The following is a 26,158-nucleotide window of genomic DNA, read 5'->3' as shown; positions in this document are numbered from 1 at the left end:
CCGAGCAGTAGGTATCTGCTCGGTCAGAATCCAACTCGCTTCGGAGGGGCGATCGTCGATCCCGGTACAAGCAGCCCATTTACAATCGTGGCGTAACGAACGTTGTCCCAAAGCATGATGTGATTCACGTGCCCGCCATAATCGCTGAGCAAGAACGGGCCGTATTGGAATGGACCGACGAAGTACACGTTCCTCAGGTAAACGAAATTGTCGCCCCCGCTGTCGGGATGCACGCGCAGGCCATAGGGACCGCTGATAAAAACGACATCTTGCAAATCGATCGTGCCGGTCCAGTTATCTGCGACAAAGATGCCAGCGGTCGCATCATGGTTGTAGCAATGAAACGTCGTATTTCTGATGGTTATGGCCCCACGGTTCCCCGGTGCATAGGTCTGCAGGCCGTCAGCGTGATCGCCGGATATGCCTTGTGCCTCGATGTAGCAATTGCTGATGTTGAATGCCCCCGAGCCACTGACGCGAATACCCTCCTTTGAAAGGATGCGGCAGTAGTCAATGGTGTTGTTGCCGCTCATCCCTATGCTTGCCGGTTCAGAGACCTGCTCCCTAATAGATGTACGCGAAAGGTTCTGGCCCCTACTGAGCCAAAGCCCGCTGGTTTTTTCCGTCATCCCTGTGAAGATCGCATCGTTGAACGTGAGCGGGATGGCGCCAGGAGGCGTGCTTTGCGGGGCGTCGTTGATCGCTTCTGTGCCAGCGATGTTGCCAGAATCATTTGTTGCCCCGACGGTCAACGCGATGCTGCCCACGCCCTTGTCGAGAGCAACAATACCAGCTGCCGTGACGGTCCGGTCCGACTTCATGCAATGGCTGTCGGACGACGTATACCCGCTCGCACATTGCCCCACTTTCGGGATGGCAGGCTTGGCGTCGGTTGAGGGCAAGCAGTATGAGGCCGAGGACGAATAACCCGCTGGGCATGGATGAACGTCCTTCGGCAACGGCATCGCCGCTGTGCCGAGAATGATGACCGGTGACACGAACATCGGGACCAGCTTAGCCGCGAACCGGGGCCGACGGGTGGACTTTGAGCATAAGTGAGCATCACCGCCCTTGCTCCTGGCCGCCCGGACGCACCACGAGCCACGCAAGGCCGCTGAAGGGCAATCCGGTGCCGGCGCGCCGGCGCGCTGCTTCTGACTAACGGGCCAAACTCGCAGCAGTTGGGTCACATGGAGGGCCTTTCTTTTTGCGTTTTAGCTTAGTATCCGACCGCGATAGACCTGCGGCAAATCCGGCTGCAGCCCTCTTTCTCGCAGCATGTACCAAGTACCGGCCCGGCCCATCTTGTGATAGATCTCTTTGAAGTGGTCTTTGACCCGCATTACCGATGCCTGCGCGCCCGGTCTTAAGTGCTCGTGAATTTCGATGACCAGCGAGCCGATGCAGTCGATCCATCCGGCACAGCCCTCGAAGACCTCTCTCTCTGCTCCCTCAATATCCATCTTGAGGAGGTCGACTCGCGGCATGTCGTAGCGCCGCATGATCTCTGGAAGCGTCAGTCCAACGATACCTCCATCGGCCGATGCCGTGGTCTGCATCCCCCACGATCCGGTGCCGGGGTCGAACATGTCCAGCTTCGCATTCTCCTTCCAGACTGCAGCCTGAAGCGGTTGAATGTTCGGGTAGCGCCTGGTGTTCTCAACTAACAGTTCAAAGTTTGCCGGGTCCGGTTCGATTGCCACGATTCGCGCGTTGGGCCATCTATTTGCAAAGTAGATCGATGCAAAGCCAATATTCGCGCCGGCATCGATTATGGTTGAAGGTGGCCCTGGAGGATTGAACAGGTACTCATGCTGCTGAAAGATGTCATGGAAGACTCGGTGGTCTGAGGATCGCATTCTGATCGTGAGAGGTTGCTTGAGCCCGTTCATTTGCACGCGAACGCGTTTCGGATGCCCTGTAAGGCCAAACCTCGCAATGCTCAAGACACCGCCAAATCCGAATTCAGTATAGTATGTGCGTAAACCGGCGAGAAGCCCCATTTCTGCCTCCTAACTTCTAAACTGATATCATGGCGCGTACAAATTCCATTGCATAGGTCGGCAAACATCTTCACAGGTCGGGATGAGTGACCCAACGGGAATGAGCGTCTTGCGCGGCGGACGGAGTGGAAGCGATCCCGTTATTGTGGTCGAACATCCACATGCCGCTACCGAGCAGGAAGATGAGCAAGACGTAAGGAGCATCCCACAAGTGGACTGTGCAGGCGGCGAAAGCCAATCCGCAAAGCGTGATGATAAGACCCTTTCGGCATTGCGCTACCTCAAACGAGAGGTTTCTCAGCCGGCCCAGACCAAAGCAAATTGAAAGAAAACCGCCAGCCGTAAACAACAAGCCGGGGATACCGTACCGAACGGCGGTTTCCAACCAGAAGTTATCGATGCTGCCGGGCATCCACTCGGGACGATCCCAGTCATATAGAGCAGTTCCAAAGATCGGGTGCGCCATCACTGATCCCGTACCGTACTGCCAGATGAGCACACGCATGTAGGACGTGTCCGCATTGAACGTCAGGTACGAAATGAAGACTTCAAAAGGGGTTCGGTTGGAGAGGACGTTCACGACAAGATAGGCACTGATCATGACTAGGGCCAATATTGCCCAACGTCGCGTCACGTTCACCGTAACTTTGTCCCAAGCGATAAACATGGCCTGAACGACAACCGATAGGAGAGCACCGGAGGAAAGGGAAAAGAATACCGCCATCACCACAGGGCCCAAGGCTAATCGCCCCATTTGGCGCCGGGCGGCGCCAAATGCGTAATAGCTCAAGGCGAATGCACTTGAACACACGACGCCAAACAGGATCTGGTGTTCGAAGGGGCCCTGAGCTCGTCTAAGCCCCATCCGTGACTCATCATGAACGATGCTGTAGACGGAAAATACCTTGCCAAACAATTCAATCAAGATCGGCGAGCCCGAGATACTTTCGTACGCGGCGAATGGCAGCAGCAAAACGACCATGAGTGCCAGACACCTCACCATGCGATGAAACGCGAAAACATCCCGAACGTATCGCTTTGCAAGCAGAAAGGTTCCGAGCGTCTCTATCACGAAGATCCCTGCGGACTGCAGACCGCTGTCGATGCCGTGCTGGCTCACCAATACGATCGCTGGCCATATCGCCGTCAAAAGCATCAAGATGTCCGGCAGCCGTGTTCGCCCCATCCGTCCAGACAACCACGCTATCAAACACGGAATGAAGGTCGCAACCAGGACCAGCCGGTAGGGAGACAAGCGTATCGGGCCTATGTAGATAAGAATCGGCATGGCCAACGAGAAAACGAAAACGGTAAGAAGCGGAGAGATCTTGGGGCTTCGCGTCGGCTGAGCGGCTGCAACTTGTCGGCCGACGGAAGGCAACGACCTTCCAACCTGACGAGACCTTTTTGCTGCAATGCTTACCACCGGCTTCCATCCTATCTGAAATGCCCTGCCCGCTGCACCGTGACGATGTTATCGATACCGCAAGCGCATCAGTTGGCGATACAGCCCCAGTCTTGTGCTGATCCTCCAGGCAAAGCCGCGCATCGCATCCGGATCAATCAAGTGCTGGCGCATGTAGGTCGCATCCATGTTGTTCGTCAGGCAAAGACGGGAATAGAGAAAGAATTCGAACCCGCGATGATAGCCAAGCTGGATTGTAAAGAGGTGCGAGTAGCCCGCCTTCAGAGCCGCATGCCAAACCCGTCGGGAAAAGCGCCCATATGGGAAGGCGAAAAGGGTAACTTGTTGCCCGAGGCGATCCTCCAGCATCGACTTCGACATCGCAAGCTCGCGATGGAGTTCGACATCCGAGACAGTGGTCAAATCGACATGGGCCATGCCATGCGAGCCAATCACAACGCCGGCCCTGCTAAGTTCCTCAATCATGTCCCAGCTCATGCGTCCCGGCGAGCCTACGAAATCCACAGGGATAAAGGACATGAACCCTGGAATCCGTCCGGTCTTCACGTAACGAGCATAGACATGCGTGTAGTCCGAAAGAAATCCATCGTCGAACGTGAGCAGGACAGCACCGCTGTGGCTGGCTTTCGGATCGCGGCAATGCTCCAGAAACGCTTGAGGCGAGACCAGTATGTCCCCGCAAAGCGCGAGATGCGCATCGAATATTTCATGCGTCAGGCACCACGCATTCGAAGGCGACGCTTCCACCAGTTCGTGATAGTTGAGGACAATCATAGAGCTTGTATCAGGTCCGAGACCCGTCGGCCCCAGGCCTGCCAATTCAGTTGGGTCTCGTAGGCGTCGCGGCTCGATTGTCTCAGGCGGGCCAGCCTGTTCGGGTTCGCAAAAATCTCCGCAATGACGCCAGCGTAGTCTGACTTGCTCGCGTTCGACGGCACCAGTACGCCGGTCGCTCCCTCGCGGACGGCATAAGGAACGCCACCGGTGGCCCGCGCAACGCTCGGCACACCATGGGCTGCGGCTTCGCACAACACGATGGGGAAGCAGTCCGCGCGGGTCGGCAACAGAAAGAAATCCGCATCGCGATATAGTTGCTCGAGCCGGCTGCGCTGTGCAGGATCATTCTTGTCGAGGTAAGGGATGATCGTCAGGCCATCCCGGGTGACAGGCTCCGGCGGAGAGCATCCGCAGATCACGAGTTCCGCCTTTACGCCTCTGTCGTTCAGTTCAGCAAGAATCTCGATCGCGGTGTCAGCGCCCTTCTCTTTCCAGTTGACGCCGATCAGGAGCATCCGACACGGGCCTGGCTTCCGGCATCCAAGCACGGAGTCGCGACCGGGCGCCTCTTTGAGGTTGGCGCCCCAAGGAACGACATGCACCCGCGCAGGATCGGCACCATAATCCCTAACGGCGGATTCTGCCGCCCACTGCGACGGATAGAGGATCAAATCGGCGCGCGTGATTGTATCGCGCTCCAGGCGTTCCGAGGTCTTTCGAGCCGAGCGTGACAGGTTTCGATAATTGGGATGATAGTCCTCGATAAGCCGAAAGGTCGCATCGGACGCATAGACGAGGGGAACGCCATCGGGCACGCTCCAGGCGAAGGTGGATCCGGCGGGCGCGAAGACGATATCGGCCGACACGGCGCGGATCTTGCGTACCGCGTCCGCTGCATATTGTGCAACAACGGGGCCCGCCTGGAATGGAGAGAGGCCCCGACGGCGAAAGGTACGGCAAAGCCTGGAATACGCCTTGTATAAGGGCAGGCTCGGTGCGCTTAGGGGTCCGATATGGACCACCTCGTGACCTTGGTTTGCCAGGGATTTGGACATGTGGAACGGCGTGCCGGACCAGAACTTCACCTGGCTCGCATCGCCGATAGTGGCGAATGCAATCCGCCGCGCTGCCTGGCTGCTGGGGACGTGTTGATTGTGACTCATTTTGTTCCCCTACAGAAGGCGCAACCAGCAGATGGCCCCAAACCGACGAGAAGGTGCGCTCCAACCACTTCCCGCCTCAATTAATGACTGGCAATGTCGCGAATCCTCCATCGTCATGGCCACGCTAACGGCTCTCCGGGAGAGCAATTGAATCCCGCCGAGAGCTTCCAACCCGATCGTTTGATCCATAATGCCTATCAACGACCTTAACCCTTTCACGCCAGAGGCCAACCCGCGCAAATATTCTTGATTATATATAATCGTCAATTAAAAAACCATCTTAAATTTTAGCCCGGATAATCGCGACCTGGACTATACTTCCTAACGGCAGGTTCGAACCCCATTTTCAACTACCATATTAATTGGGGGAAGATAGTTATTGATTTGCGACAAGATTGAATTTAATAGCCATATTAATTTTTAGAATAGGATTTACTGGTGGCAAACGAGCAAACTGAAGCATCCGACAGAGGAGTGGTCAGGTCTCTGCTCAAGCGCGCGCGTTCGACGCTTCGCCACCGCTCGCACCAGTTTCGCCTCTTCTTGGATGAAGCAAGTGCCGATCACGCTATTGGCAAGCTCCGGGCGAGCGTTTTGGCAGCACGAAATCCCGCTTCGTCATCTCCAACTGCCTGGTTCCTATGCCCACATTACAAATCCCCGAGCGGCGGAGTCCGCAAGTTATACCAATGTGTCGACACCCTAAACGCCGCTGGACTGGATGCAGCCATCCTACACGCCCGACCAGGATTTCGCTGCAGCTGGTTTGAAAACTCAACGCGAGTCGTCAGCGCAAGCGAGCTAACCTTAGGACCGCGCGACATATTCGTTGTACCGGAAGTTTATGGCCGATCGATCTGCAACCTGCCGCGCAACGTTCGACAGGTAATTTTCAATCAGAACGCCTATCTTACATTAAGCTCTCTGGAAAATGGACTTGCCCACGCGGAACCGTATACAAACAACCCAGATCTCGCGCTGGTGTTGGTCGTCTCTCAGGACAATGCCGACGTCATCAGACGCACTTTTCCAGCAATCCCCGTTCGGCGTCTTCGACTTGGGATTAATCCTAGTTTGTATCATCCGCCCCAAGGCTCGAAGCAACGTCGGATCGTTTACATGCCGAGAAAACGACCGGATGACGCAGCTGCCGTACTTGCGCAACTGAGGCTTCGCGGCGCTCTCAACGGCTGGGACATCGTTGCCATCGCTGGACGCAGCGAGGCAGAGACGGCCGAACTGCTTCGAACCGCGAGATTATTCCTCAGCTTTAGTTTTCGAGAGGGATTTGGGTTGCCACCACTCGAAGCCCTTGCCTGCGGATGTATCGTGGTCGGGTATCACGGCTCTGGAGGTCGCGAATATTTCCGTCCTCCGTTCGCAACCGCCGTTGAAGACGGCGATGTTGCTGCTTTTGTAAGCGCGGTAGAACAGGCCATTCACGGCATCGATAGTGATCTGCGATCCGCAGATTCCCTGGCGACCGCAGCTTCCCGCTTCGCGTTTGGGCGCTATCCGCCGGAGGCTGAGAAACAGGATATCCTCAACATCTTTGGGTCCCTCCTCCAGTCGTGAACATACAAAGCTGACCTCGGATCAGAACACTAGCAGTTGATGCCTTATGAAGAGTCTCGTGCGCAACGGCCTTTCAAAGCGGGCGATATTGTGGGCTCAGCGAAATTCCTGGCGCTTACCCCGCAGCGTCCGTCGTGCCGGAAGAAAGCTGATTGTTGGCGCACCCTCCAGCTGGGAGAACAATGAAATCGTCGACGATTGGTCTAGACCGCTCATTTTGCGCAATACGAATTCCGTGCCGATCGTTCCTGATCCGCATTCTCCAGGTTCGCCCGATATCCAGCCGACCGAACTCTTAGCATCATCCCGTCATGCGCATTGCCTGATAGTTACCCCAGCGCTCGACGCCGGTGGTCTCGATGAATTTGTTGCCTTCCTTGCGCGACGGTTACCCGTCCTGGGACTTCGTGTGACCGTCATGTGCACGCCCCCGACTTCGGGGCCTGACGTGAGAACCTATTTGGGACAACTGTGCACGGCGCTCCAGCGAGAAGGAACATCGGTTCTTGTCGCCTCACCCAGCCAATGTCGTCAGTGGTTGGTTGCCAACCGTCCTGATGTCATAAGCGCCCACGATCCGCCAGTTTGGATTCTGGAACAAGCTCTAAGCGCGGGCATTCCGGTTATCGAGACGCTCCACGGCATTCCGACTCCAATAAGTACGGACTGGAGCAGAGAGGGGACGCGGTCCGCGTGGATTACATCGTTCGTGGCGGTAAGCGAACTCGTCAGACGACAATACTTGAATGGCAATCGCTCGTTTCCGGAGGATCGGATCGTCACGATTCCGAATGCCTTCAATGACACACATCGTCCGTCCTGCGATCGTGCCGTTGCGCGCGCCTGGCTTGGGCTCAATAACGAATTTCTTTTTCTTAGCCTTGGCCGACATTCGATCCAGAAGAATGCATATGGCCTCGTGCAGGCCTTTTCCCAGGTCGCACAAGGTGATCCGAACGCGCACCTCTTGATCGCTGGCCGTCTAGACAACCACATGTACACCAGCCAAGTGCGCGCACTTCGGGACGAGCTGTCGATGAAGAGACGAATTCACCTCAGGCACTCCTTTGCAAGTCCATCCATTTTATTGGCGGCTGCTGACTGTTTCGTTCTCGATTCGTTTTTTGAAGGATGGTCGCTGGCCAGCATGGAGGCGCTAAGCGCAGGGCTGCCTGTTGTCCTGAGCGAGGTTGGCGGCGCGCGCGACCAGGTCGGTACGGACGGCAGCCGAGGTTTTGTCGTCGGAAACCCGCTCGGGAGCGCGGAGTCGGCGAGCTGGGATAGTGCAAGCCGTATGCGGTTTAAACCGCAGCCAAATAGGGAAGAATTTGCCGCGGCAATGAAATCCGTGATTGCACAGCGTGACCGATGGTTGGCAGCGCGAAAGCACTTGTCGGAGGAATCAAGAGAGCGTTTCAGCGCCACGGATTGCGCAAAGCGTCACGCTGACGTACTCTTTCGTGCGATTTCCGTATCGTAGATTCGGAGCTGAAATTAATCCAGCGTGTACCGATCGCGGTTCACCGCAATAGAAGCGAGTGACGGGCAATCCGCTCAGCTAGCCGTGCAAGCTGCTTGCGGTCCATAGCGGCTTGGACTTCCGCCATTCGCTAGTTCTCATTCGAGTGAATCGGCCGAGAGCGCCGCACGAGAAGTCTCATCGCGTTGCCAGAGATGAGCTCTGCTTCGCGACCAGAAGGTCGCCCTGCATCGGGCAAGAACGTTGACAAAAAAATAGATCAACAGTCCGGGCCACAAATGAAGCTCTTTGATTAGTGAAATGAGCGCCCGATGATTGGCTTCACCTTTGTGCACATTCAGCTCGGGAAAGCGCCGGGCCAGCTCGAGAGTTCCCCTGTACACGCGACTTCTGACCGCAATCAGCTGAAGCACAGTGCGTGGGGGGAATACGGTTGAGCTCACGCAGGGCAGTGTCTCCCGTTCTTCGGGCCTGAACTGAAGACGAACATACGTGTCATCGGCAACGATATCTGGAAACAGGCCGAACCGCCCGCGCCCGACCTCTGATAAGGCGTAGACGCCGGAACCGCCAATTCCCTCTCGCGAAGACGGCAGCCGTGACCGGATTCCGTAGTATCTGCGGACCAGCGACGAACAGCCGGTCAGATTGATATCGGCCGTAGGTGCCACCGCCAAAACGTCGCCCTGCTCAAGGCGTCTTGCCAGAGCTCGAATGGCATCAAGCGTAATCACGATATCGGCGTCAGCATAAATCCGCGGAAACGCCGCCGAAATTTGATCCCCGAGGTTCAGGGCGTGGGTTTTCCTTGCAATATCCGACTCGACGACACGGACGGTTGGACCGAATCGCCGGGCGACTGCCGCTGTATCGTCTGTACACCCGTTACAAACGACGACCACCTCGATCTCGCCCGAAGCCGGGTCGCTGCCTCCGGGGTTACCGACCCATTGGCTCAACGTCCGTGCAACAACAGATCTCTCATTGTGGGCCGGGACGACGATCGAAATCATGCCAGCCCGGTTGGAATCGATCAAACTTGAATTTCCATTGGCTGCCATCGATCAGATCATTCCCATGGCGAACTTCTGGGTGATCGCTTCCCGGGCGAGCTACGCAAGGCATCGGCTGCGCCGATCTCGGAGGCTGTTTGCTGCTTCAATTTAACAAAGTACATCAATTTCCCAGCATTTCACAATTGTCCATTAAATAAGATCCTAAATACATAATTATCATTAAATCAACTCGCAAGGCGCTTGAGCTGCATGTGTCATGGTGACGTGAGCCATCAATCTCGCCAAATCCTTCCTTCACCCTTCACGCCAGCGCGGCCGGCGCTCAACGCCTACTTATTAACACCTTTCCATGCATTTTATTTCTTGCTTGATTTAATCAGAAATCTATTTTAAAAAGGAATTAAATAACTAATCCAACAAAAGGATTGCGCCTTGATACCTTTTCTGGACTTGAAGGCCCAGTACCGCCAGATCAAAACCGACATCGATGCCGCTGTGGTGCGGGCCATCGAGAGTACGCAATTTGTACTCGGGCCGGAGGTTGTCGCTTTCGAAGAACGCTTCGCAGACTACTGCAAGGTTGCTTACTGCCGCGCGCTAAACAGCGGCACCTCCGCGCTCCATCTAGCGCTGCTCGCAGCCGCTATCGGACCGGGCGACGAAGTCATCACGGTCTCGATGACGTTTGTTGCGACGACGGCTGCCATACTCTACACCGGTGCCAAACCGGTTTTCGTGGACGTTGATCCTGCTACATGGACAATAAATCCGACGGCCATTGAGGCTGCGATCACGCCGCGAACAAAGGCCATCCTGCCGGTTCACCTTCACGGGCTGATGGCCGACATGGATCCAATCATGTCGATCGCTCGACGGCATGGCCTCCTCGTCATCGAAGACGCAGCGCAGGCTCATGGCGCGGAATACAAGGGGCGACGCGCAGGTTCGATCGGCGATCTGGGCTGCTTCAGCTTCTATCCAGGCAAGAACCTCGGCGCGTTTGGCGAAGGCGGCGCAGTCGTGACGGATCAGCCCGAGCTTGCGCATCGGGTCTCACTGCTGCGCGACTGGGGCCAAAAGGCCAAATACAATCACGTTATCGCCGGATACAACTACCGCATGGATGGCATTCAGGGCGCGGTGCTGAATGTCAAGATGGACTACATTGAAGCTTGGACAGAGTCGCGCCGGTCAATTGCCGCGGAATACGATCGGTTGCTGTCGGGTCTTTCGTCCGCTCGCCCTCGGCCACCGTGCCATAGCCGCCATGTCTATCATATTTATGCCGTCAGGATGTCGCGCCGTAATGAAGCGCTGAGCGCCCTGCAGGAAGCCGGTATCGGCGCCGCCATTCATTACCCCGTTCCCGTGCATCTGCAGAAAGCGTACGCGGAGCTCGGCTACGGTCCGGGCGATCTTCCCGTTACTGAGAGGCTTGCGAACGAGTTTCTTTCGCTCCCGATTTATCCGGAGTTGTTGTCCGAACAGGTGACCGAAATCGCTTCCAGGCTGAAGAAAGTGGCGCCCCTGGACTTCGCTGGGGCAATCGACGGCGAACGCAAAGATGCTCTGGCAAGGCCCAACAACAGGAGGGCAAGTTGATCGATCTTAAGGGTAAACGCATTCTGGTCACTGGCGGCGCGGGATTTATCGGCTCCCATATCATCGACCAGTTGTGCGACGAGGGCTGCATCGAAATCGTCGCTCTCGACAACATGGTAAGAGGTCGGCCGGAGAATCTTCGCCGGGCGCTGGGACGCGGGCCGGTGCGGCTGGTCCAGGGTGATATACGCGATGGCAAGCTGATGAGCGCGCTGGTCAAGGCGGCCGATCTTGTGTTTCACCAGGCGGCACTGCGCATCACCCATTGCGCCGCCGAGCCTCGTCTCGCCAAGGAAGTCATGGTGGATGCCACGTTTGACCTGCTTGACCTCTGCATCAAGCATAATGTCGAGAAGGTGATTGCCGCCTCCTCTGCATCCGTCTACGGCATGGCCGAGGAGTTTCCCACGACCGAGCGACAGAATCCGTACGATAATCGGACTCTGTACGGGGCCGCCAAGGCCTTCAATGAAGGGCTACTGCGCACTTACAACGACATGTACGGCCTAGATTACGTGGCGCTCCGATACTTCAACGTCTATGGCAGCCGTATGGACATCCATGGACGCTACACTGAGGTCCTGATCCGCTGGATGGAGCGACTGGAGGCCGGCCTGCCTCCCGTTATCTTCGGTGAGGGCCGACACACCATGGATTTCGTGCACGTCCGCGACGTCGCCCGCGCCAATATTCTCGCGGCGAGGGCAAAGGTCACGGACGAGGTGTTCAACGTGGGCACCGCCACGGAGACGAGCTTGGTGCAGCTCGCTCAAGCCCTCTCGTCAGTGATGGGACGGCAAGGAATAGGCTTGGAGTTCGCACCAGAGCGTTCGATTAATCCGGTGCCACGCCGGCAGGCGTCTATCGGAAAAGCTGAGCGCCTGCTCGGCTTCCGGGCCGCCACTTCGCTCGAGCAGGGCCTGTCGGAGCTCGTGAGATGGTGGCGCGCGGAGCGCGAACTCACTGCCGCTAGTCCACCGCAGGCGGCTGCATCGTGATTCCGATCGCAACGCCGCTGCTTGCCGATGAAGAGGCCGCCGCCGGGCGAGCCGGGGCGTCCGGCCGGGTGTCGTAAGCGGGCCGCCTTCGAGCGCCGGTTCGGCGCCGCCGTCGGCGATCCTTTGAACCTTCGCATGTGGGTGTCAAATCGCACGACCTTCCGGGCGGCTTGCTCAATACTGCCGATGCACAGCTCGATCGCAGGTTCAGAGTACTTCGTCGTGCGGCATGGCTCTCCGCGCGTAGTTCGAGGCTCATGCCGCATCCAGGCAGCCGTCGGGCACAAAAACTCGAATGGCTTCCGGAACTGTTGCCGGCCATCCGTTGGTATAGCGTGGGCCCCCGCAACGCTATCCATGAGACTTGGAGTTGGCCAAAGTCTCGCGAATGTCAATCATCTTGTCCCTCAAGGTGACCACGACGTCTCCTGCACGGAGACCAAGAAGCGCTTGTTTGACCGGCCGCGCAAGTCGCGCGCCATCATACTTGCAGCTCAGCGCGTAATAACTCTCTGCCCGTTCGAATTCGCGCCTGCAAAACCAGCGATCCGCCACAATTTCCCACGTTCGTGCGCGGATGGCACTCTCTTAGAGGGGTTCGGTAGCGTTCTCACGAAGAGAGTCCTCGAATTCCTGCACAGTCATTAGAAAGGTTGAACTCCCGAACTGTCTGCCAACAATATTGTGGCCGTATTGATAGGCGATACGATGCCCACACAGTTGCACAAGCACACGTGCCTCGTCGTGAATGCGCCACAAAACCGCCAAGCCGTCTTTAAAGCGGACAGCGAAATGTTCGCCGGTCAGGTGATTTGTCATACTGAGATCATGCTAGTGTCCTGAGTCACAAGTTCGCAATCGTAGATTCGCAGTAGATTCGCGTCGCCGTGCCAAGGATAGAGGCGCAGCAGCGACGGAGGATCTGATGGCAAGTCCAGCAACTTGCGCCCCTAACATTGAGCGATGAAGAGCGTGCCCAACTGAAGTCGCTGACGATGCGGCGGAAGACGGCCCGGGCGCTGGCTCTGAGAGCCCGGATCGTGCTGACCTGTGCGGAAGGCGGTCAAAACAAGGACATGGCGGCCAAGCTGGGCCTTGGAGAGTCGCCCCAGAACGCCACCCATTGGAGTTCCCGCGACATGGCGAAAGCCAGTGGCCTATCGGTGTCAACGGTGCAACGCATCTGGCGGGCCTTCGGGCTCCAGCCACAGCGGATGGAGACGTTCAAGCTCTCGACCGATCCAAACTTTGTGGCCAAGTGCGCGACGTGGGCCTCTACGTCTCGCCACCGGAGCATGCCATCGTTCTTTGTGTGGATGAGAAGTCCCAAATCCAGGCGCTGGACCGCAGCCAGCCGATGCTGCCGATGGGTCCGGGCCAGGCGGCCCAAAGGAGCCATGACTACAAAAGGCATTGGTACCACATCGCTGTTCGCCGCCCTCGACATTGCGAGCGGACGGGTCATCGGCAAGTGCTATGGACGCCACCGCGCTGCTGAGTTCCGCAAGTTCCTCGATCGAGGCTCCCGTGCCGCGTGAAACTCGACGTTCATCTCGTCGTGGACAATTACACCACGCACAAGACCCCATTGACCCGAAAATGGCTGGCCAAACGGCCGCGTTGGCACGCGCACCTGCCCCCGACCAGTTCGTCATGGCTAGTGAGGGTTTGCCTCCTGATTCCAAGGTAGCGCTCCAGAACGAAGGGGTTCCGCAGGCGGTCATCCGCGGAGTTGAGCCACATATAACGACCGGGCGTTGTAGTTTTGAGGTGACCGAGATTTTTCTCGTTTCGAATAAATTTCAGATGGGGACCATTAAACGAGCGTGCGACGTCCAGAGTGTTGTCCGGAGAGCAATCATCCAGAATGAGGAGCTCGAACTGTCTATAAGACTCTACGTTTTTCGGAAGCAGACTTGTAACACGGAACAATGAAACTGGTCTAAATTGCGCCTTTCCAAATGCGGGCTGCTATATGCAGTTTCGCAATGCGTCGACAACACGAACCTGATCTCCTTCGCTCATCTGCGCGTAGATCGGAAGCAGGATAGAACGATCCTGCGCGATCTCGGATTGGCGCAGGTCATGGCGTTGCCTATCCCCAGCATAAGGCGGCTCGCGATGCGAACACATGATGCCACGACGCGTCGCAATGCCCTGATCCAGTAAGCTCTGCATCACGGTTCGCTGATTGATCCGATCCGGCAGGCGCACGCAATAGCTCTGCCAATTGGACCGCCCCCAAGATGGCTCGAGCGGCAACCTTAGCCCCTCAATTTTTCCGAGCAAATCAGCATAGCGGGAGGCGATCGCACGGCGACGCGCGACGAGCTGAGCCAACTTCCCAAGCTGCTTGCGACCCACCGCGGCCTGGACATCCGTCATGCGGTAGTTGAACGCGACCATGAGATAATCCTCGAAAATCACTTCCGGCGCCCCGTGCCGAACCGTATCCGGCACGCTCATTCCGTGTTGGCGCAGCAGTCTGAACTTGCGGTCGAGCTGTGGATTGGACGTCGTCAGCATGCCCCCTTCACCTGTCGTAATGACCTTGCGCGGATGAAATGAGAAGCAGGCGATGTCTCCATGCGGCTTCCCGATGGGGTCCCACCGGCCGTCGATGCGGATTTGGCTTCCTGCAGCACAAGCCGCGTCCTCGATTAGAGTGATACCATGGCGCTTGGCGAGAGCTACCAGGGCCTCCAGATCGCAGGGCATGCCCATCTGGTGGACGGCGAGTATTGCTCGCGTGCGCGGCGTGATGGCTTCAGCCACACGTGCCGAACCGACATTGTAGGTCTCCGGATCGATATCCACGAAAACTGGCGTGGCACCGCAATATCTGATTGAGTTCGCTGTCGCGATGAACGAGTGGCTCGCGGTTATCACCTCGTCGCCCGGCCCCACATTCACGGCCGTCAAAGCGAGGTGTAGGGCGGTCGTGCAGTTCGCGACGGCGCACGCATAGGGCGCGCCCACCGCGGCCGCAAATTCGCACTCGAACGCGGCCACCTGCGGTCCTTGCGAGAGCCAGCCCGACAGTACAGCCTCGCGGGCTGCATCGGCCTCGTCCTCATCAAGCAGTGGCATCGCTATCTGGATATCGATTTGCGGTTTGATCTGACCGTCTTGAGCCTTCGAATCGCGAAAAGGAATCAAAGCGATAGCTCCTCTCTGTTGGAAACGTTTATAAGTCATATTAACTAATGCCATAAATTATCCAACCGACCAACCGCTCGATTATTAGGCTCCGCGTCCCCGGCTCCCCGAGCCTGCCGCTGTTATGCTTCAGGCCTCGAGATGCCAAGGCCTGGCACACGGTGTCACATTCCGGTAAACCGCCATATCCGCCAATCCAGTTTCGCGCTGAACATCCTAACGTGCTCACGGCCTAGGAAGATAGGATTGCGCCGAGCACTTTCGATTCCTGCTTTTTGTCGTCGTTCCAAGGCGGCCCATTCTCGCGAATCAGCCACTTCCGGATAGAGCTGCAAGGCAAACGATTTGTATGCTTCCACGCGTCCGGATCCTCCCAGATCCGACATGAAATCGGCGATGGCAAAATGAAGGGCGTTCCGCGCGAGGGCTTGATAAGCCGTTCTACGTAGGTCCGAACGCTGCGCCTCGGAAAGCGCGGCATCGAACGCCCTCTTCGTCTCCTCCAGATTAGCCAGTATCGTGCCGTACTGAACCCTGCTCATGTTCGAGCCGTGAAGGCGATAATAGATCTGATCCACACCACCGACGATGCCGACATCCGACACCAGAGCCGCGCGCAGCCACCACTCGAGATCACCACTATGAGGAAGATCTTTTCGGTAACCTCCAACTTTGTCGAGCACGCTGCGCCTGACCAGCGCATCACTGGATCGAATGACGTTGGCCCCTCGCCGGCACAGAGCAGACACCCATTCCTCACCCTTCCATACCGCCCAGCGCTTCGCCTCCGTGCGGGCCGGCGGCAAGCTCGACGTGAAGGGAACCGACCAACCATAGGCAAAACCGATGGTCGGATGCATTTCCATCAGCGCCGCCGCGCGAGCTAATGCGCCAGGGACCAACACATCGTCGGCTGAGAGAAGGAATACATATGTTCCTGTGGCTTGGGCGAACCCAATATTATAGGTCTCGATGTGTCCCCTGTTGTGGTCGTTGCGAATAAGCTTCACTCTTGAATCAGCGTCTGCGAAGCGCCACGCAACTCGGCTGCTTTCGTCGGTTGAGGCGTCATCAACGACGATGACATCGACATCGACGCCTTCCTGAGTCAGGATGCTTTTCACGCAATCAGGTAAGAAGCGGCCATAATTGTAGCACGGCACCACAACCGAGACCCGAGCCGGTGCTAACGCCAAGCGGGACGGCCGCAGGATACGCGGCGAGCTTCCCGATGAGGCAACTAGTTTCTGAAGTGCCAGATCAAGCATCGTGGCCCACGTCAATGTCCTTATTCACCGACATAGACTCCGACGTCGGTACGGCAGCGGGCTCTATATTTTTCGAAAGCAACATGGTTCGAGCAGGTACTCCTGCCACGATCGAGCCTGGAGGAACGTCACGCGTCACCACCGCGCCAGCGCCGACGATAGCTCCAGCACCGATCGTTACGCCGCACAGGATGGTCGCATTCGATCCGATCGAAGCTCCCGCGCCGACCCGCGTCGATCCGACCACCCAGTCGGCACAGCCCTGAAGCCGTCCGTCGGCGGTAGTGGCCCGGGGATATTTATCATTGGTGAACATGACTCCATGCCCGATGAATACTCCATCCTCGATCGTTACACCTTCGCAAATGAATGAATGCGAGGATATTTTGCAGCGCGCGCCGATCTTCGCGCCCAGCTGAATCTCGACGAAGGTGCCGATTTTCGTCTCGTCGCCGACTGCGCACCCATAAAGGTTGACCAGCTCCGAGTGAAAGATTTTCACACCCTTGCCGAGTTTTACGTCCTTCGCAATGGGCATCTACCCCTCCCAATCCCAGGAATATCTACAACGCTGAACGCGACGGCAGCAGTCCCGGTGCAAAGCGGGCCAGACCGGCTGCGGTGCGATGGAGATGATACAGAAGCGGGTGGCTGGTCAGCGCCAAGCCCAACCACCAGCTCAGCGCTGCTACAGACAACGCCAAGACCAGTCCGGAAAGCGATGAGAGCGTGCCCGCTGCCGTGAGCGCCGCACAACCGGCGACGCCGGTAGCGGTTATTGCCGTAACGATACTGCTCTTCATTAACGCCAGAGCAATGTCCGCTAGCCCAAAGCGCAGATGCCGCCCGATGAAGTAGATCGCGACTCCGGCCTGGAACGGCAATGTTAGAAGTGCGGATGCGGCGACAGCCTGCACACCAAAGAAGGATGCCCCTAAGACCACAAGTAGGGATGGCGGGATCGAGATCATTGAGGAGGTCAATGCGTCTCGCACGCTTCCCACAGCTACAAGCACGGGATAGCTCAAGCACGCTGCAAATACCGCCGTGCTTGCGACACAAAGCAGGCGCACGAGCGGCACAATATCAAGCCAGGTCTCGCCGAGCCATAGCAAGATGATCGGTCGCGCCATCAGCGCCATGAATATCATGAAGGGCCACTGCACCGCAGAAAGCAGCTCAATCGCCTTGAGGTAAATGGCCTTGAGGTCTTCCCCGGCCTTACGGCTTTCGACGATTGCCGGCATCATAACCGGGTCCAGAACCCGCGAGACGAGCTTGTCAAACATCTGCGTCAGGTTGATCGCGCGGCTGTACAAACCCAGCGACATGAAATCGAGAATCTTCGCAAGGAACAGTTGAGGCGCGAGATTGTAGAATACATTGATGACGCTCACGCCGCTCGAGAGGAGGCCAAAGCTGACGACCTCGCGATATGCGGCGAACGAGGGACGCAGCAGCGCCCCGAAGTCGCGGTGCCTAGCGAGCAGAATTAGCATAAAAATCATGTTCACCGCTACCCCGCCCCAGATCGGCGCCATATAGCTCCATCCTGCCATCGCAAGGGCGATCGAAACCAGGACGCCCCCCGCATTGGACCCGAGACTGTAGACCGCGAGCGCGCCGAATTTCATGTCTCTGCGCAACAAAGCGGCGATTGTTCCGGAGAACGGCACCAGCAGAAAGTTCAACGCGGTAACCTCGACACCTCTCTTCAGCTCGTGCTCCGCGAACCATTGCGACAGAGGCCCGCCCAGGGCGAACAGAAGGCCCGCAATTCCCAACGAGATCCCGAACGTGACGGTGAACGCTGAACGAACGTCTTCAGATGACAATTCGCGCTTCTGAACGAGATAGTTCGCGCCGCCGAACTCCTGAAAAGAGGCAGTAAGTACGGTCGCGATGGCATTTACGACGGCGAAGACCCCAAACTCTGCCGGCGACAAGAGGCGGGAGAGAACCGCGCTCGCCACAAAGAACAAAATTAGATTGCCATAGCGATCGGCAGCCGAAAGCAAGATCGAGCGTTGTACCGAAGTCATTGCGGCTCCATCGCGTGTTTTTACGCAGGCTTCACGTCCGAGCGTCTTGACCGCCGGTCTGGCCGATCTCGCTCGTAGCTTCACCTGCCGAGTGCATTCTGACTCTGTAGCAGTGTTGTACGTTCAGCTCAGCCGGCCGGCTCCTTTTCACTCTCCGGATGGGTCAAGCGAACCGGCTTGCCTTGCGCCATGATGGAGCGGGAAGCAGCCTCCAGGATCTGCACGACCTGCAATCCAGTAGTCCCGCTGCTTAGAGGACTGCTACCGTTGCGGATACAATCAACGAAGTGCTTTGCTTCGACGCTGAGCGCCTCGCTTGCGCCGAGGTGTGGGGCCCACATGTCGCCGGCTCGATAACCAATCCGAAGCTGGTGCGCCGCCTGGGGGGAGGGGTTGACCGAAATGCCCTTGTCATAGACTTTGATCTTTTCGGTTGGCTCAAGATCGTCGTACACGATCATCTTGCGACTTCCCCCGATGAACGTCTGCCTGACCTTTATTGGAGACAGCCAGTTAACATTGATGTGCGCGACACAGCTGTTTTCGAAGAACAGCGTCACGTGCGCCATGTTTTCCGGAGTTCCACGGACATGGGTCGCCCCTGTCGCAGAAACAGCAACCGGCGCCTCTTTCAGAATGTACTGAATGATCGATATGTCGTGGACGGCAAGATCCCAGATGACATTGACATCCTGCTGAAAGAGCCCGAGGCTTGCGCGATTGCCGTTGTAGTACAGAATCTCACCCAACTCGCCTTCACGAATCAGCTGACGAATTTTCTGCACGGCCGGCGTATAGACAAACGTGTGGTCGACCATAAGGGTCAGATTGCGGAGCTGCGCCTCATCGATTAGCCGACGCACCTGGTCCGAACTCTGCGCCAGCGGTTTTTCGACCAAAACGTGCTTTCCTGCTTTGAGCGCCGCCATCGCGATTGCGAAATGGCTATGAACAGGAGTTGCGATTGCGACCGCATCGACGTTCGTACTCTCGATGACATCGCGAAGCCTGGTTGTAGTTGCCGCATTAGGGTGCAGACGCGCGCATGATGCGAGCCTCGAAGGCTCCAGATCGCTGACTGCCACGAGCTCGCAACCATCCGTGTTCGCAAAGTTGCGTACGAGATTGGGACCCCAGTAGCCATATCCTATAACCGCGACTTTGATCGGCACGCTCGACATCTTTTACAACCTATCGATGATTGAACTGCATTTCCAAGCCGCGAGATTAGAGCCACACGTTCCGGCCAGCTATTTAATTCGATTATAATCGACGCATTTTGAATCATCGAATAGAATGCAGAACAGAGTTATTTTCGAGCAGGACTCCCCTGAACGACCCTCCACGTTCAGCCAAACTGCCCGGCAGACTTTGAATCTTCAGTAGACACGGCGTTTACGGCGGCTTCTGTCCAGCCATTTACCCAGCGCCAGCGGTTTCCCCAGACCTCATGCCATTCACGCGCATTCGCGCGGTAATTCCTTTCCCGTAACAGCGCTGCTGCCGTTTCATAGCCAAGCCATCGCGTTAACGGCATAAGCAGGTACAATCCCCTCCCGATCGCGCGGGAAAGGGGCGACCAGTGACGGTCCATCAGGGTCACGCGGCCGGCCAGTAGGTGAATTCGGAGCTCGCTTTTCCGAGGATATGAAGCTCCACCGTAATGTACGATGGTTGCTGTTGGAGTAATCTTCGGCCGCGCACCAAGTTTTCGCGCCCGAATGCACAGATCGGCTTCCTCTGCATACATGAAGAACACCGGATCGAAGCCTCCGAGATCCTGCCAGAGAGCGCGGTCGATCAGGAAGAAGCAGCCCGATACGATATCGACCGACCGGACGCAATCCCGCTTCCAATCTGGATAGCCTTCTGGATTGAACACCATGCTGCCCTTAAGCAGGTTCAATCCGACGGCCCAGCAGAACACGCTCCATAACGTCGCAAACTTCCAGCATGATGCGGGGTTCAGCGATCCATCGGCGAAGACCGTGCGCCCTCCCCATATGCTGCACTCGGGAGTCGTGTCGGCAAATTCGCTAAGTCGATCGATGGCGTGGTCCAGAACCACAGTATCCGGATTGATAAGCAACAGCCGGCGCCCCTGTGCACCTTTCGCTGCGATGTTGTTGGCTTTGCCGAAACCAATATCCCGTTCGGACGTGATCAGCTTGACCGCCGGAAAATGTTCCCTGATGGCTTCGGAAGAACCGTCAGTCGATCCGCTATCAAACACGATCAGCTCATATCGAACTCTGGTCGTTTGCTCCAAAATTGAACGAATACATTCAATCGTCATCTCGCGCGTATTGTGTGTTACGACGATGATACTAACATCCATTGCAAGCCTCCGAAGACGATACAAGCGTTCTCAAGCCGCGTGAACATGTGCGGATATGAGCCTAGGCCCGGAGATACCCGACGTGTCGTCGATTCCCTCGTCCAAAACAGCAACACCTCCGGCCATTACGCTCTATTCTCGAAACGAATACGTTCCGCGTCGAGGAAGGCCCGAATGGTGCCTATAAGATGAGATGACGCTTGCCCTCCGAGCCGCTCAGCGGTTTCAGTAAAGCTGACTCGATCCAGCTTCTGGATTAGCTCCTTCTCGTCGAGAGCAACGATGATCCGGCCCTGTTGCGCGAAACGCTTTGCGCTTGCGAGCTGATGGTCATTTCGATGCTCGCTCAGATCGGCTCGACGAGGCATTACAATGATTTGCTTTCCCAGCTCGAGAGCCGTGATGATTGACCCCATGCCCGCATGGGCGACCACAAGGCTTGCTGATTCTACGCGACTCCTGAATTCGCTGGGATCAATGAACGGTTCGACGCAGATGTGCCGGGCGCGATAGGCTGACGGGCCCGTCTGGGCGAACACGTCCGTTCTTCCACGTACGCCGGCCCATTCATCGATGGTTCGAATCAACCGGTCAAATTGCCCCTGCGTTCCGACCGTCACAAAGATCATAGCACGGCGCCTTCATAGTGAGGTCCTTCGGGTCGCGCCAAGTGGGGCCACTGTGTCAGCCAGAGGTCGGCAGAACGACCTATCCTAGACCCGGACATCGAGAGATGCTCTACGTTAGCGATGCTATCAAGCCAGATAGTTCGCGCACCGACGATCCGTCCAAGCCGCAACGCCAAATATCCTGGAGCGGCTCCCGTGGAAATGACAATATCAGGCCTCTCCGTCCAAATGATCCGCGCGACACTCCGCGCAGTTTTCAAAAGCCTGATCTTGGTCCAGCGGTTGGCGTCATTCACCACGTAAAACTTTTGACCCGCCACTTGCGCGCGATAGGACTCGTGAACAGTCACGAAAACGACTTCACAGCCTCCGAATGCATCCTTGATGCGCATAAGTTGCACCCAGTGCCCTCCTCCCGAGGAAACCGCCAATACTTTCGGACGATCGCGAGCCGACGGCACACTTCGGTGGTGCTGCAACACGGAGCCTCCAAACATCGGCTGCCTCCTTAGGTTATCCCCAGCTAAATTAGTTCGAATAACTCATGCGGGGTTAGGCACTTCTCGATCTCAAAATAAATAACATTAAATGTTTTAATCGTCAAAATATTTATTTTAGATTATTTAAAGTCGATCAAGGAACCCGTCTGAAGTTCAAACAGGGAAAGCTATCCAATGGGCCCATCACGGCTTGCATGGGAGCGTCAATCAGAATTCGGCCTTACAGAATTGGTCAGTATTCCCGGATGCTTTCGTCCAGACCGCGAAGCAGTGGATACAGGAAATACGAAATCACAGTCCGCCGCCCCACCTTCAGTTCGGCGGTGACCGCCATACCGGGAATCAACTGAACGCGCTCGGACGGCAGCCGAAGGTGCGTGTCCCGCAGATCGATCAGTACGCGGTAATAGGGAGCTGACGACCGACGCACACCTTCGGCCTTCGCCTCTGGCGAGAATGAGTCCTGACTGATGACTCCGACCTCGCCAGTAGCGGTGCCGTACTTTTGAAACGGAAATGCCTCGAACTTCACTCGTACGGCCTGCCCGACCGCCACCTGCCCGATATCCCTGCCCTCCACGTTGACCTCAGCCCGGAGCGTCTCGTCCCGTGGAACCAGCACAAACAAAGTTTCGGCCTCGCGGACCACCGAACCCACCGTCCGATTGGCAATGTCGAGTACCACCGCATCCGCCGGTGCATTCAGCACGATCAGCTGCCGACGGAACTCCGCCTTTTTGAGCTCTTCGGCAGTGCCATCCCGCTTTGGCAACGTCTCGACAAGTTCCTGATAGGCGCCGCGGCGAAACTCGGCGGCGAACACCTTCTGGTCCGCACGGACCTTGTCCAGGCGATGCGTGTTGTCGACGATGCTGCCACGGACTCGCTCTAGGTTGCTTTCGACCTCCAACCGCGCATCCCGCGATAGCAGGAAGTTCAGTCTTGAACCGACCTCCTTGGCCATCAACGCATTCCGCATGGCTTCAATGGACTGCATCGTGTCCAACCGCTGCGCCAGGACCAACTCCTCGCTCTGAGCCGTTTTTAGATTAGCCTGTGCGGACGCAATCTGCGCGTCATAGTTCTGGATCTGAAGGTCGTAAGCCGCCTTCCTCTGGAGGAACACCTTTCTCTGCAGAGCTTGGTCGGCATTCGCCGTCTCATCGAGGCCGTAGTCCGTGCCGTCCAACTCGGCTCGAAGCCGGCCGATGGAGGCGTCGAGACCCGCCAGGCGGCCGCGCAGTTGGGCAAGATCGGCCTGAGAGAATGTCGGATCGAGGACCGCAAGCACGTCGCCGCGGTTAACGGCGTCGCCGGCCTTGACGCGAATCTCCCGAATAACCGAGGTTTCCAGCGGCTGTACGACCAGGTTCGGACGCGTCGTGATTAACTTGCCCTGTGCAGTCACAATCATATCAACTCGAGACACGCATGCAAATGTGATCGCAGCAGCGATCAGGGCGACGACGCAATAGAGCGTGATCCGTCCCACACGCGGTGGTGTCTGCTGCTCGATCTCGGCTGCGTCTGACTGAAATTGCGCTACAATGCGAGAATCCGTGGGCGCGGACCTCATGAGCCGGAGTCTCGTCCGTGAACCGGACGGAGGCCCGGATCTGCCTGAGGCTGCTTCAGCTCTGGTCTTTTCAGCCGCAGTCATGCGATCTGCCTGGTCTGCTGGTTCCAGAGATGCCTGTAGAAGGTGCATTTCGACAGCAGCGCGTCATGACGATCTACATCGACGACCCGTCCGCGGTCGATCACCAAGATCTGGCTTGCGTCCGACAGCATCGAAAGCCGATGCGATACGATGACGACGGTCCGTCCCTCCGCGATACGTCGCAGATTGCGCCGAATGATCGCCTCGCTTTCGGAATCCAGTGCGCTGGTGGCCTCATCGAGGATCAGGATACGCGGGTTGACGATCAAGGCCCGCGCGATCGCAAGCCGCTGCTTTTGCCCGCCTGACAGGTTCGATGCCTGCTCCTCGAGCATGGTGTCGAACCCCCTCGGCAGTCGCTCTATGAACTCGTCCGCACCGGCGAGCTGAGCCGCCCGGACGACCTCCTCGAATGTGGCGTCGCGCCTCACGCATGCGATATTTTCGCGCACAGTGCCCCGGAACAGGAAACTGTCCTGGAGCACGATCCCTAGATTCCGCCGCAGATGGGCGAGATCGATCTCGCGCGAATCGTGACCGTCGATGCGTACCAACCCCTGTTGCACCGGATACATTCCCGCGATCAGGCGTGTCAGCGTCGTCTTGCCCGAACCGCTCCGGCCGACAATTCCGAAGATCGAGCCGGGAGCGATCGAGAACGACACGTCGTCCAGCGCCGGCGTTCCCTCCCCATAGCGAAACGTGACGTTTTCGAACTCGATCTGCCCGGCGAAGTCGGGCCGCACGCCTTCGCGGCGACCGTCGCGTTCCAGCTCCGTGTTCATAACCTCGCCGAGCATCTTAACGGCGAGCGCAACCTCTTGATATTCGTGCACCATGGTCACCATCTGCACCAGCGGCCCCGAAACGCGTCCCGCCAGCATGTTGAAGGCGACAAGTGCGCCGATCGTCATCTCACCGCCGAAGACGTCGAGCGCACCAAGTGCGACGATGCCGAGGGTCATCATCTTCTCGAGGAAAGCGGTCAAGGCCTGAGCGCCCGCCGAGATTTTTTCGACGCCAAACCGCATCGATACCGACTGCGCGCAACGATCGTCCCATGTCCTGTTCTGGCCGGGCTCCATGGCCAACGACTTCACGGTGCGCATGCCGTGCACGGTCTCAACGAGCAGCGCCTGGCGCCCGGCTTCGGCCTGATAAAGCCGGTAGAGCCGCCGTCGGAACGGTCCCATCAAAATAGCAATCACGCTCGCGCTGATGGCGGTGAAGGCCAGCACGACGCACGTCAGCTTGATGCTGTATAGCGCAAGAACAGGCAGAAAGACGAAAAGCGAAAGCGCGTCCAAAGCGGTCAGGAACAGTCGGCCGGTCAGAAACTCACGGATTCGTCCGGCCTGCTGCATGTGCTTCACCAACACGCCGGCCGAGATGCGCTCGAAGAAAGTTACCGGAAGTCCCAAAAGATGCCGAAACGTCTTGGTGGCGACCCGGATGTCGATCTTGTTCGTGGCATAGAGCAGCAGGTAGCGTCGCAAGAAGCTGAAGACGGCGTCGAAGCAGAGCGCAAGGATCGCGCCAGCCGAAAGCACGTAGAGTGTCGTGAGGCTCTCGTGGACAAGAACCTTGTCGATGACGAGCTGAAAGAAAATCGGAAGCGCCAGCCCGAGAGCATAGAGGAAAACCGCAGCAATTGCGACGTCGGAAAAGAGCCGCCACTCCCGCAGCATTTCGGGTATGAACCAGCGCAGCCCAAAAGGCCTTTGGCCCTGCGATGGAGAGCTCTCGCGCTTGAACAGAACGACCTTTCCGGACCACATAGCGCAAAATCGGTCCGCATCGACCAGCAGATGCTCGTCCCTCCGCTCCGCCAGGGGATCGAAGACCGTTACAGCATCGCCTTCCGGCCCGGCGCCGACCACGAGGACCCAGTTGAGGTTCGAGAGCTGGACAAGAGCCGGATAGGCTTCGCCGAGCTGGCATATCGCCTTCCAATCGAGCTGCGCCGTGCGGGCGCGAAGGCCCGCATCATGAGCCATGCGCAACAAGAGGTCGGTCGAGATGCCGGTCTCGTCGACGGCATAGGCGTGCCGCAGCCGGTCGGAAGGCAGATCGATGCCGTGATGGGCAGCGATCCTTGACAGGCATTCAAGGGCGGTCTGAGCAGCCCGACGCAGCTCGTCCTCCGACGAGGGCGGTTCCGGTTCGAGCCTCTCGATTTCAACGGAAGTTGGTTGAGACATTGGGAGATCGTGGATTGTCCGAAACTGACGAGGCAGGCTCGACGCGCGCACTCGCCTGTGGCGCGGCCATCGGCGTCCTGGGACGAGAGCGCTGGACGACGCCGGCGTCAACCAGACCCTGAAGCGCGTTCTGCATCACCTCCACGGAGTTCGCGAACGACTCCGCCGAAAAGATCAGCCTTTGCCGAAAGACTTTCTTTGGCGCGTTGTTGGCATCACGTTCCGTGGGTGAGAGACTGACCAGGTCCACTCGCACGATCGACCCACCAATTGTGACCTCGTCAATCCCGTCAGTATAGAGCTCTGTATGCATTGCGGTTC

Annotated in this window: 22 protein-coding genes; 4 read left to right on the top strand and 18 right to left on the bottom strand. The window is 57.4% G+C overall.

Translation table 11 applies throughout. From position 1 onward, the window contains the following. Positions 1–23: 23 nt before the first annotated feature. The 5 genes from IVA74_RS08570 to IVA74_RS08550 all read right to left on the bottom strand — a co-directional run bounded on the left by IVA74_RS08570 (position 24) and on the right by IVA74_RS08550 (position 5,369). Positions 24–821 (bottom strand): right-handed parallel beta-helix repeat-containing protein, encoded by a 798-nt coding sequence (locus tag IVA74_RS08570; protein ID WP_247341612.1) that lies wholly within the window; start codon positions 819–821, stop codon positions 24–26. A 393-nt stretch (positions 822–1,214) separates the two neighbouring features. Further along, entirely contained in the window at positions 1,215–2,003 is a 789-nt protein-coding gene (locus IVA74_RS08565) for an FkbM family methyltransferase (RefSeq protein WP_247341611.1), read from the bottom strand. A 70-nt stretch (positions 2,004–2,073) separates the two neighbouring features. Then, positions 2,074–3,159: an O-antigen ligase family protein gene (locus IVA74_RS08560; protein ID WP_247341610.1), complete on the bottom strand. Its 1,086-nt coding sequence runs from the start codon at positions 3,157–3,159 to the stop codon at positions 2,074–2,076. A 318-nt stretch (positions 3,160–3,477) separates the two neighbouring features. Further along, positions 3,478–4,203, bottom strand: coding sequence for a polysaccharide deacetylase family protein (locus tag IVA74_RS08555; RefSeq protein WP_247341608.1), 726 nt, complete (start codon positions 4,201–4,203; stop codon positions 3,478–3,480). After that, the gene (locus IVA74_RS08550) at positions 4,200–5,369 is read right to left on the bottom strand and encodes a glycosyltransferase family 4 protein (protein WP_247341606.1); all 1,170 of its coding nucleotides are present in this window, start codon (positions 5,367–5,369) and stop codon (positions 4,200–4,202) included. The genes IVA74_RS08555 and IVA74_RS08550 overlap by 4 nt, the downstream gene beginning before the upstream one ends. Before the next feature lie 438 nt (positions 5,370–5,807). Here IVA74_RS08550 and IVA74_RS08545 point away from each other — a divergent pair, with 438 nt between their 5' ends. Together IVA74_RS08545 and IVA74_RS08540 are read left to right on the top strand one after the other, a co-directional pair. Further along, complete coding sequence (locus tag IVA74_RS08545; protein ID WP_247341603.1) at positions 5,808–6,944, top strand: glycosyltransferase; 1,137 nt, start codon at positions 5,808–5,810, stop codon at positions 6,942–6,944. 46 nt (positions 6,945–6,990) lie between these two features. After that, the gene (locus IVA74_RS08540) at positions 6,991–8,424 is read left to right on the top strand and encodes a glycosyltransferase family 4 protein (RefSeq protein ID WP_247341601.1); all 1,434 of its coding nucleotides are present in this window, start codon (positions 6,991–6,993) and stop codon (positions 8,422–8,424) included. Between the two features lie 137 nt (positions 8,425–8,561). On the opposite strand, the gene IVA74_RS08535 is transcribed toward IVA74_RS08540, so the two are convergent. Further along, positions 8,562–9,485 carry a glycosyltransferase gene (locus tag IVA74_RS08535; protein ID WP_247341599.1) on the bottom strand — a complete coding sequence of 308 codons (924 nt, stop codon included), beginning with the start codon at positions 9,483–9,485 and terminating at the stop codon, positions 8,562–8,564. A 387-nt stretch (positions 9,486–9,872) separates the two neighbouring features. On the opposite strand from IVA74_RS08535, the gene IVA74_RS08530 reads away from it, so the two are divergent. Continuing rightward, entirely contained in the window at positions 9,873–11,042 is a 1,170-nt protein-coding gene (locus IVA74_RS08530) for a DegT/DnrJ/EryC1/StrS family aminotransferase (protein ID WP_247341597.1), read from the top strand. Further along, a complete protein-coding gene (locus tag IVA74_RS08525) occupies positions 11,039–12,040 on the top strand; it encodes an NAD-dependent epimerase/dehydratase family protein (protein WP_247341595.1) in 1,002 nt (333 codons plus the stop codon). Before IVA74_RS08530 ends, IVA74_RS08525 begins: the two co-directional genes overlap by 4 nt. 588 nt (positions 12,041–12,628) lie before the next feature. On the opposite strand, the gene IVA74_RS08520 is transcribed toward IVA74_RS08525, so the two are convergent. From IVA74_RS08520 to IVA74_RS08465, 12 genes are all read right to left on the bottom strand, one after another. Then, the gene (locus IVA74_RS08520; RefSeq protein ID WP_247341594.1) at positions 12,629–12,859 is read right to left on the bottom strand and encodes a hypothetical protein; all 231 of its coding nucleotides are present in this window, start codon (positions 12,857–12,859) and stop codon (positions 12,629–12,631) included. Positions 12,860–14,011: 1,152 nt separating this feature from the next. Continuing rightward, positions 14,012–15,130, bottom strand: a complete 1,119-nt coding sequence (locus IVA74_RS08515) for a DegT/DnrJ/EryC1/StrS family aminotransferase (RefSeq protein WP_247341655.1) — start codon at positions 15,128–15,130, stop codon at positions 14,012–14,014. A gap of 233 nt (positions 15,131–15,363) precedes the next feature. Then, on the bottom strand, positions 15,364–16,467 hold the full coding sequence (locus IVA74_RS08510) for a glycosyltransferase (RefSeq protein ID WP_247341593.1): 1,104 nt from the start codon (positions 16,465–16,467) through the stop codon (positions 15,364–15,366). Further along, positions 16,460–17,005 carry an acyltransferase gene (locus IVA74_RS08505; protein WP_247341592.1) on the bottom strand — a complete coding sequence of 182 codons (546 nt, stop codon included), beginning with the start codon at positions 17,003–17,005 and terminating at the stop codon, positions 16,460–16,462. The genes IVA74_RS08510 and IVA74_RS08505 overlap by 8 nt, the downstream gene beginning before the upstream one ends. Positions 17,006–17,030: 25 nt before the next feature. Further along, a complete protein-coding gene (locus IVA74_RS08500) occupies positions 17,031–18,509 on the bottom strand; it encodes an oligosaccharide flippase family protein (protein WP_247341591.1) in 1,479 nt (492 codons plus the stop codon). Between the two features lie 128 nt (positions 18,510–18,637). Then, a complete protein-coding gene (locus tag IVA74_RS08495) occupies positions 18,638–19,690 on the bottom strand; it encodes a Gfo/Idh/MocA family oxidoreductase (protein WP_247341590.1) in 1,053 nt (350 codons plus the stop codon). A gap of 167 nt (positions 19,691–19,857) precedes the next feature. Beyond that, positions 19,858–20,847, bottom strand: a complete 990-nt coding sequence (locus IVA74_RS08490; protein ID WP_247341589.1) for a glycosyltransferase family 2 protein — start codon at positions 20,845–20,847, stop codon at positions 19,858–19,860. 125 nt (positions 20,848–20,972) lie between these two features. Further along, a complete protein-coding gene (locus IVA74_RS08485; protein ID WP_247341588.1) occupies positions 20,973–21,476 on the bottom strand; it encodes a glycosyltransferase in 504 nt (167 codons plus the stop codon). Then, on the bottom strand, positions 21,473–21,868 hold the full coding sequence (locus tag IVA74_RS08480) for a UDP-N-acetylglucosamine transferase subunit ALG14 (protein WP_247341587.1): 396 nt from the start codon (positions 21,866–21,868) through the stop codon (positions 21,473–21,475). Before IVA74_RS08480 ends, IVA74_RS08485 begins: the two co-directional genes overlap by 4 nt. A gap of 340 nt (positions 21,869–22,208) precedes the next feature. Then, on the bottom strand, positions 22,209–23,552 hold the full coding sequence (locus tag IVA74_RS08475) for an HlyD family type I secretion periplasmic adaptor subunit (RefSeq protein ID WP_247341586.1): 1,344 nt from the start codon (positions 23,550–23,552) through the stop codon (positions 22,209–22,211). 80 nt (positions 23,553–23,632) lie between these two features. After that, a complete protein-coding gene (locus tag IVA74_RS08470; RefSeq protein ID WP_247341584.1) occupies positions 23,633–25,837 on the bottom strand; it encodes a peptidase domain-containing ABC transporter in 2,205 nt (734 codons plus the stop codon). Then, the gene (locus IVA74_RS08465; protein WP_247341582.1) at positions 25,815–26,150 is read right to left on the bottom strand and encodes a hypothetical protein; all 336 of its coding nucleotides are present in this window, start codon (positions 26,148–26,150) and stop codon (positions 25,815–25,817) included. The genes IVA74_RS08470 and IVA74_RS08465 overlap by 23 nt, the downstream gene beginning before the upstream one ends. Positions 26,151–26,158: the final 8 nt, after the last annotated feature.

The sequence above is a fragment of the Bradyrhizobium sp. 132 genome, assembly GCF_023074185.1.
Taxonomy (GTDB): Bacteria; Pseudomonadota; Alphaproteobacteria; order Rhizobiales; family Xanthobacteraceae; genus Bradyrhizobium.
Note: the sequence above shows the minus strand (reverse complement) of the source record. Positions and strands in the feature narration are given on the sequence as shown.

Bases quoted from the DNA above. Each gene is read 5' to 3' on its own strand.
- IVA74_RS08510 (WP_247341593.1), bottom strand. From the start codon at position 16,467: ATGCTTGATCTGGCACTTCAGAAACTAGTTGCCTCATCGGGAAGCTCG.
- IVA74_RS08565 (WP_247341611.1), bottom strand. From the start codon at position 2,003: ATGGGGCTTCTCGCCGGTTTACGCACATACTATACTGAATTCGGATTT.
- IVA74_RS08485 (WP_247341588.1), bottom strand. From the start codon at position 21,476: ATGATCTTTGTGACGGTCGGAACGCAGGGGCAATTTGACCGGTTGATT.
- IVA74_RS08555 (WP_247341608.1), bottom strand. From the start codon at position 4,203: ATGATTGTCCTCAACTATCACGAACTGGTGGAAGCGTCGCCTTCGAAT.
- IVA74_RS08470 (WP_247341584.1), bottom strand. From the start codon at position 25,837: ATGTCTCAACCAACTTCCGTTGAAATCGAGAGGCTCGAACCGGAACCG.
- IVA74_RS08570 (WP_247341612.1), bottom strand. From the start codon at position 821: ATGAAGTCGGACCGGACCGTCACGGCAGCTGGTATTGTTGCTCTCGAC.
- IVA74_RS08535 (WP_247341599.1), bottom strand. From the start codon at position 9,485: ATGGCAGCCAATGGAAATTCAAGTTTGATCGATTCCAACCGGGCTGGC.
- IVA74_RS08515 (WP_247341655.1), bottom strand. From the start codon at position 15,130: ATGCCACTGCTTGATGAGGACGAGGCCGATGCAGCCCGCGAGGCTGTA.
- IVA74_RS08465 (WP_247341582.1), bottom strand. From the start codon at position 26,150: ATGCATACAGAGCTCTATACTGACGGGATTGACGAGGTCACAATTGGT.
- IVA74_RS08560 (WP_247341610.1), bottom strand. From the start codon at position 3,159: ATGCTTTTGACGGCGATATGGCCAGCGATCGTATTGGTGAGCCAGCAC.
- IVA74_RS08540 (WP_247341601.1), top strand. From the start codon at position 6,991: ATGAAGAGTCTCGTGCGCAACGGCCTTTCAAAGCGGGCGATATTGTGG.
- IVA74_RS08500 (WP_247341591.1), bottom strand. From the start codon at position 18,509: ATGACTTCGGTACAACGCTCGATCTTGCTTTCGGCTGCCGATCGCTAT.
- IVA74_RS08490 (WP_247341589.1), bottom strand. From the start codon at position 20,847: ATGGATGTTAGTATCATCGTCGTAACACACAATACGCGCGAGATGACG.
- IVA74_RS08520 (WP_247341594.1), bottom strand. From the start codon at position 12,859: ATGACAAATCACCTGACCGGCGAACATTTCGCTGTCCGCTTTAAAGAC.
- IVA74_RS08495 (WP_247341590.1), bottom strand. From the start codon at position 19,690: ATGTCGAGCGTGCCGATCAAAGTCGCGGTTATAGGATATGGCTACTGG.
- IVA74_RS08505 (WP_247341592.1), bottom strand. From the start codon at position 17,005: ATGCCCATTGCGAAGGACGTAAAACTCGGCAAGGGTGTGAAAATCTTT.
- IVA74_RS08480 (WP_247341587.1), bottom strand. From the start codon at position 21,868: ATGCGCATCAAGGATGCATTCGGAGGCTGTGAAGTCGTTTTCGTGACT.
- IVA74_RS08475 (WP_247341586.1), bottom strand. From the start codon at position 23,552: ATGAGGTCCGCGCCCACGGATTCTCGCATTGTAGCGCAATTTCAGTCA.
- IVA74_RS08550 (WP_247341606.1), bottom strand. From the start codon at position 5,369: ATGAGTCACAATCAACACGTCCCCAGCAGCCAGGCAGCGCGGCGGATT.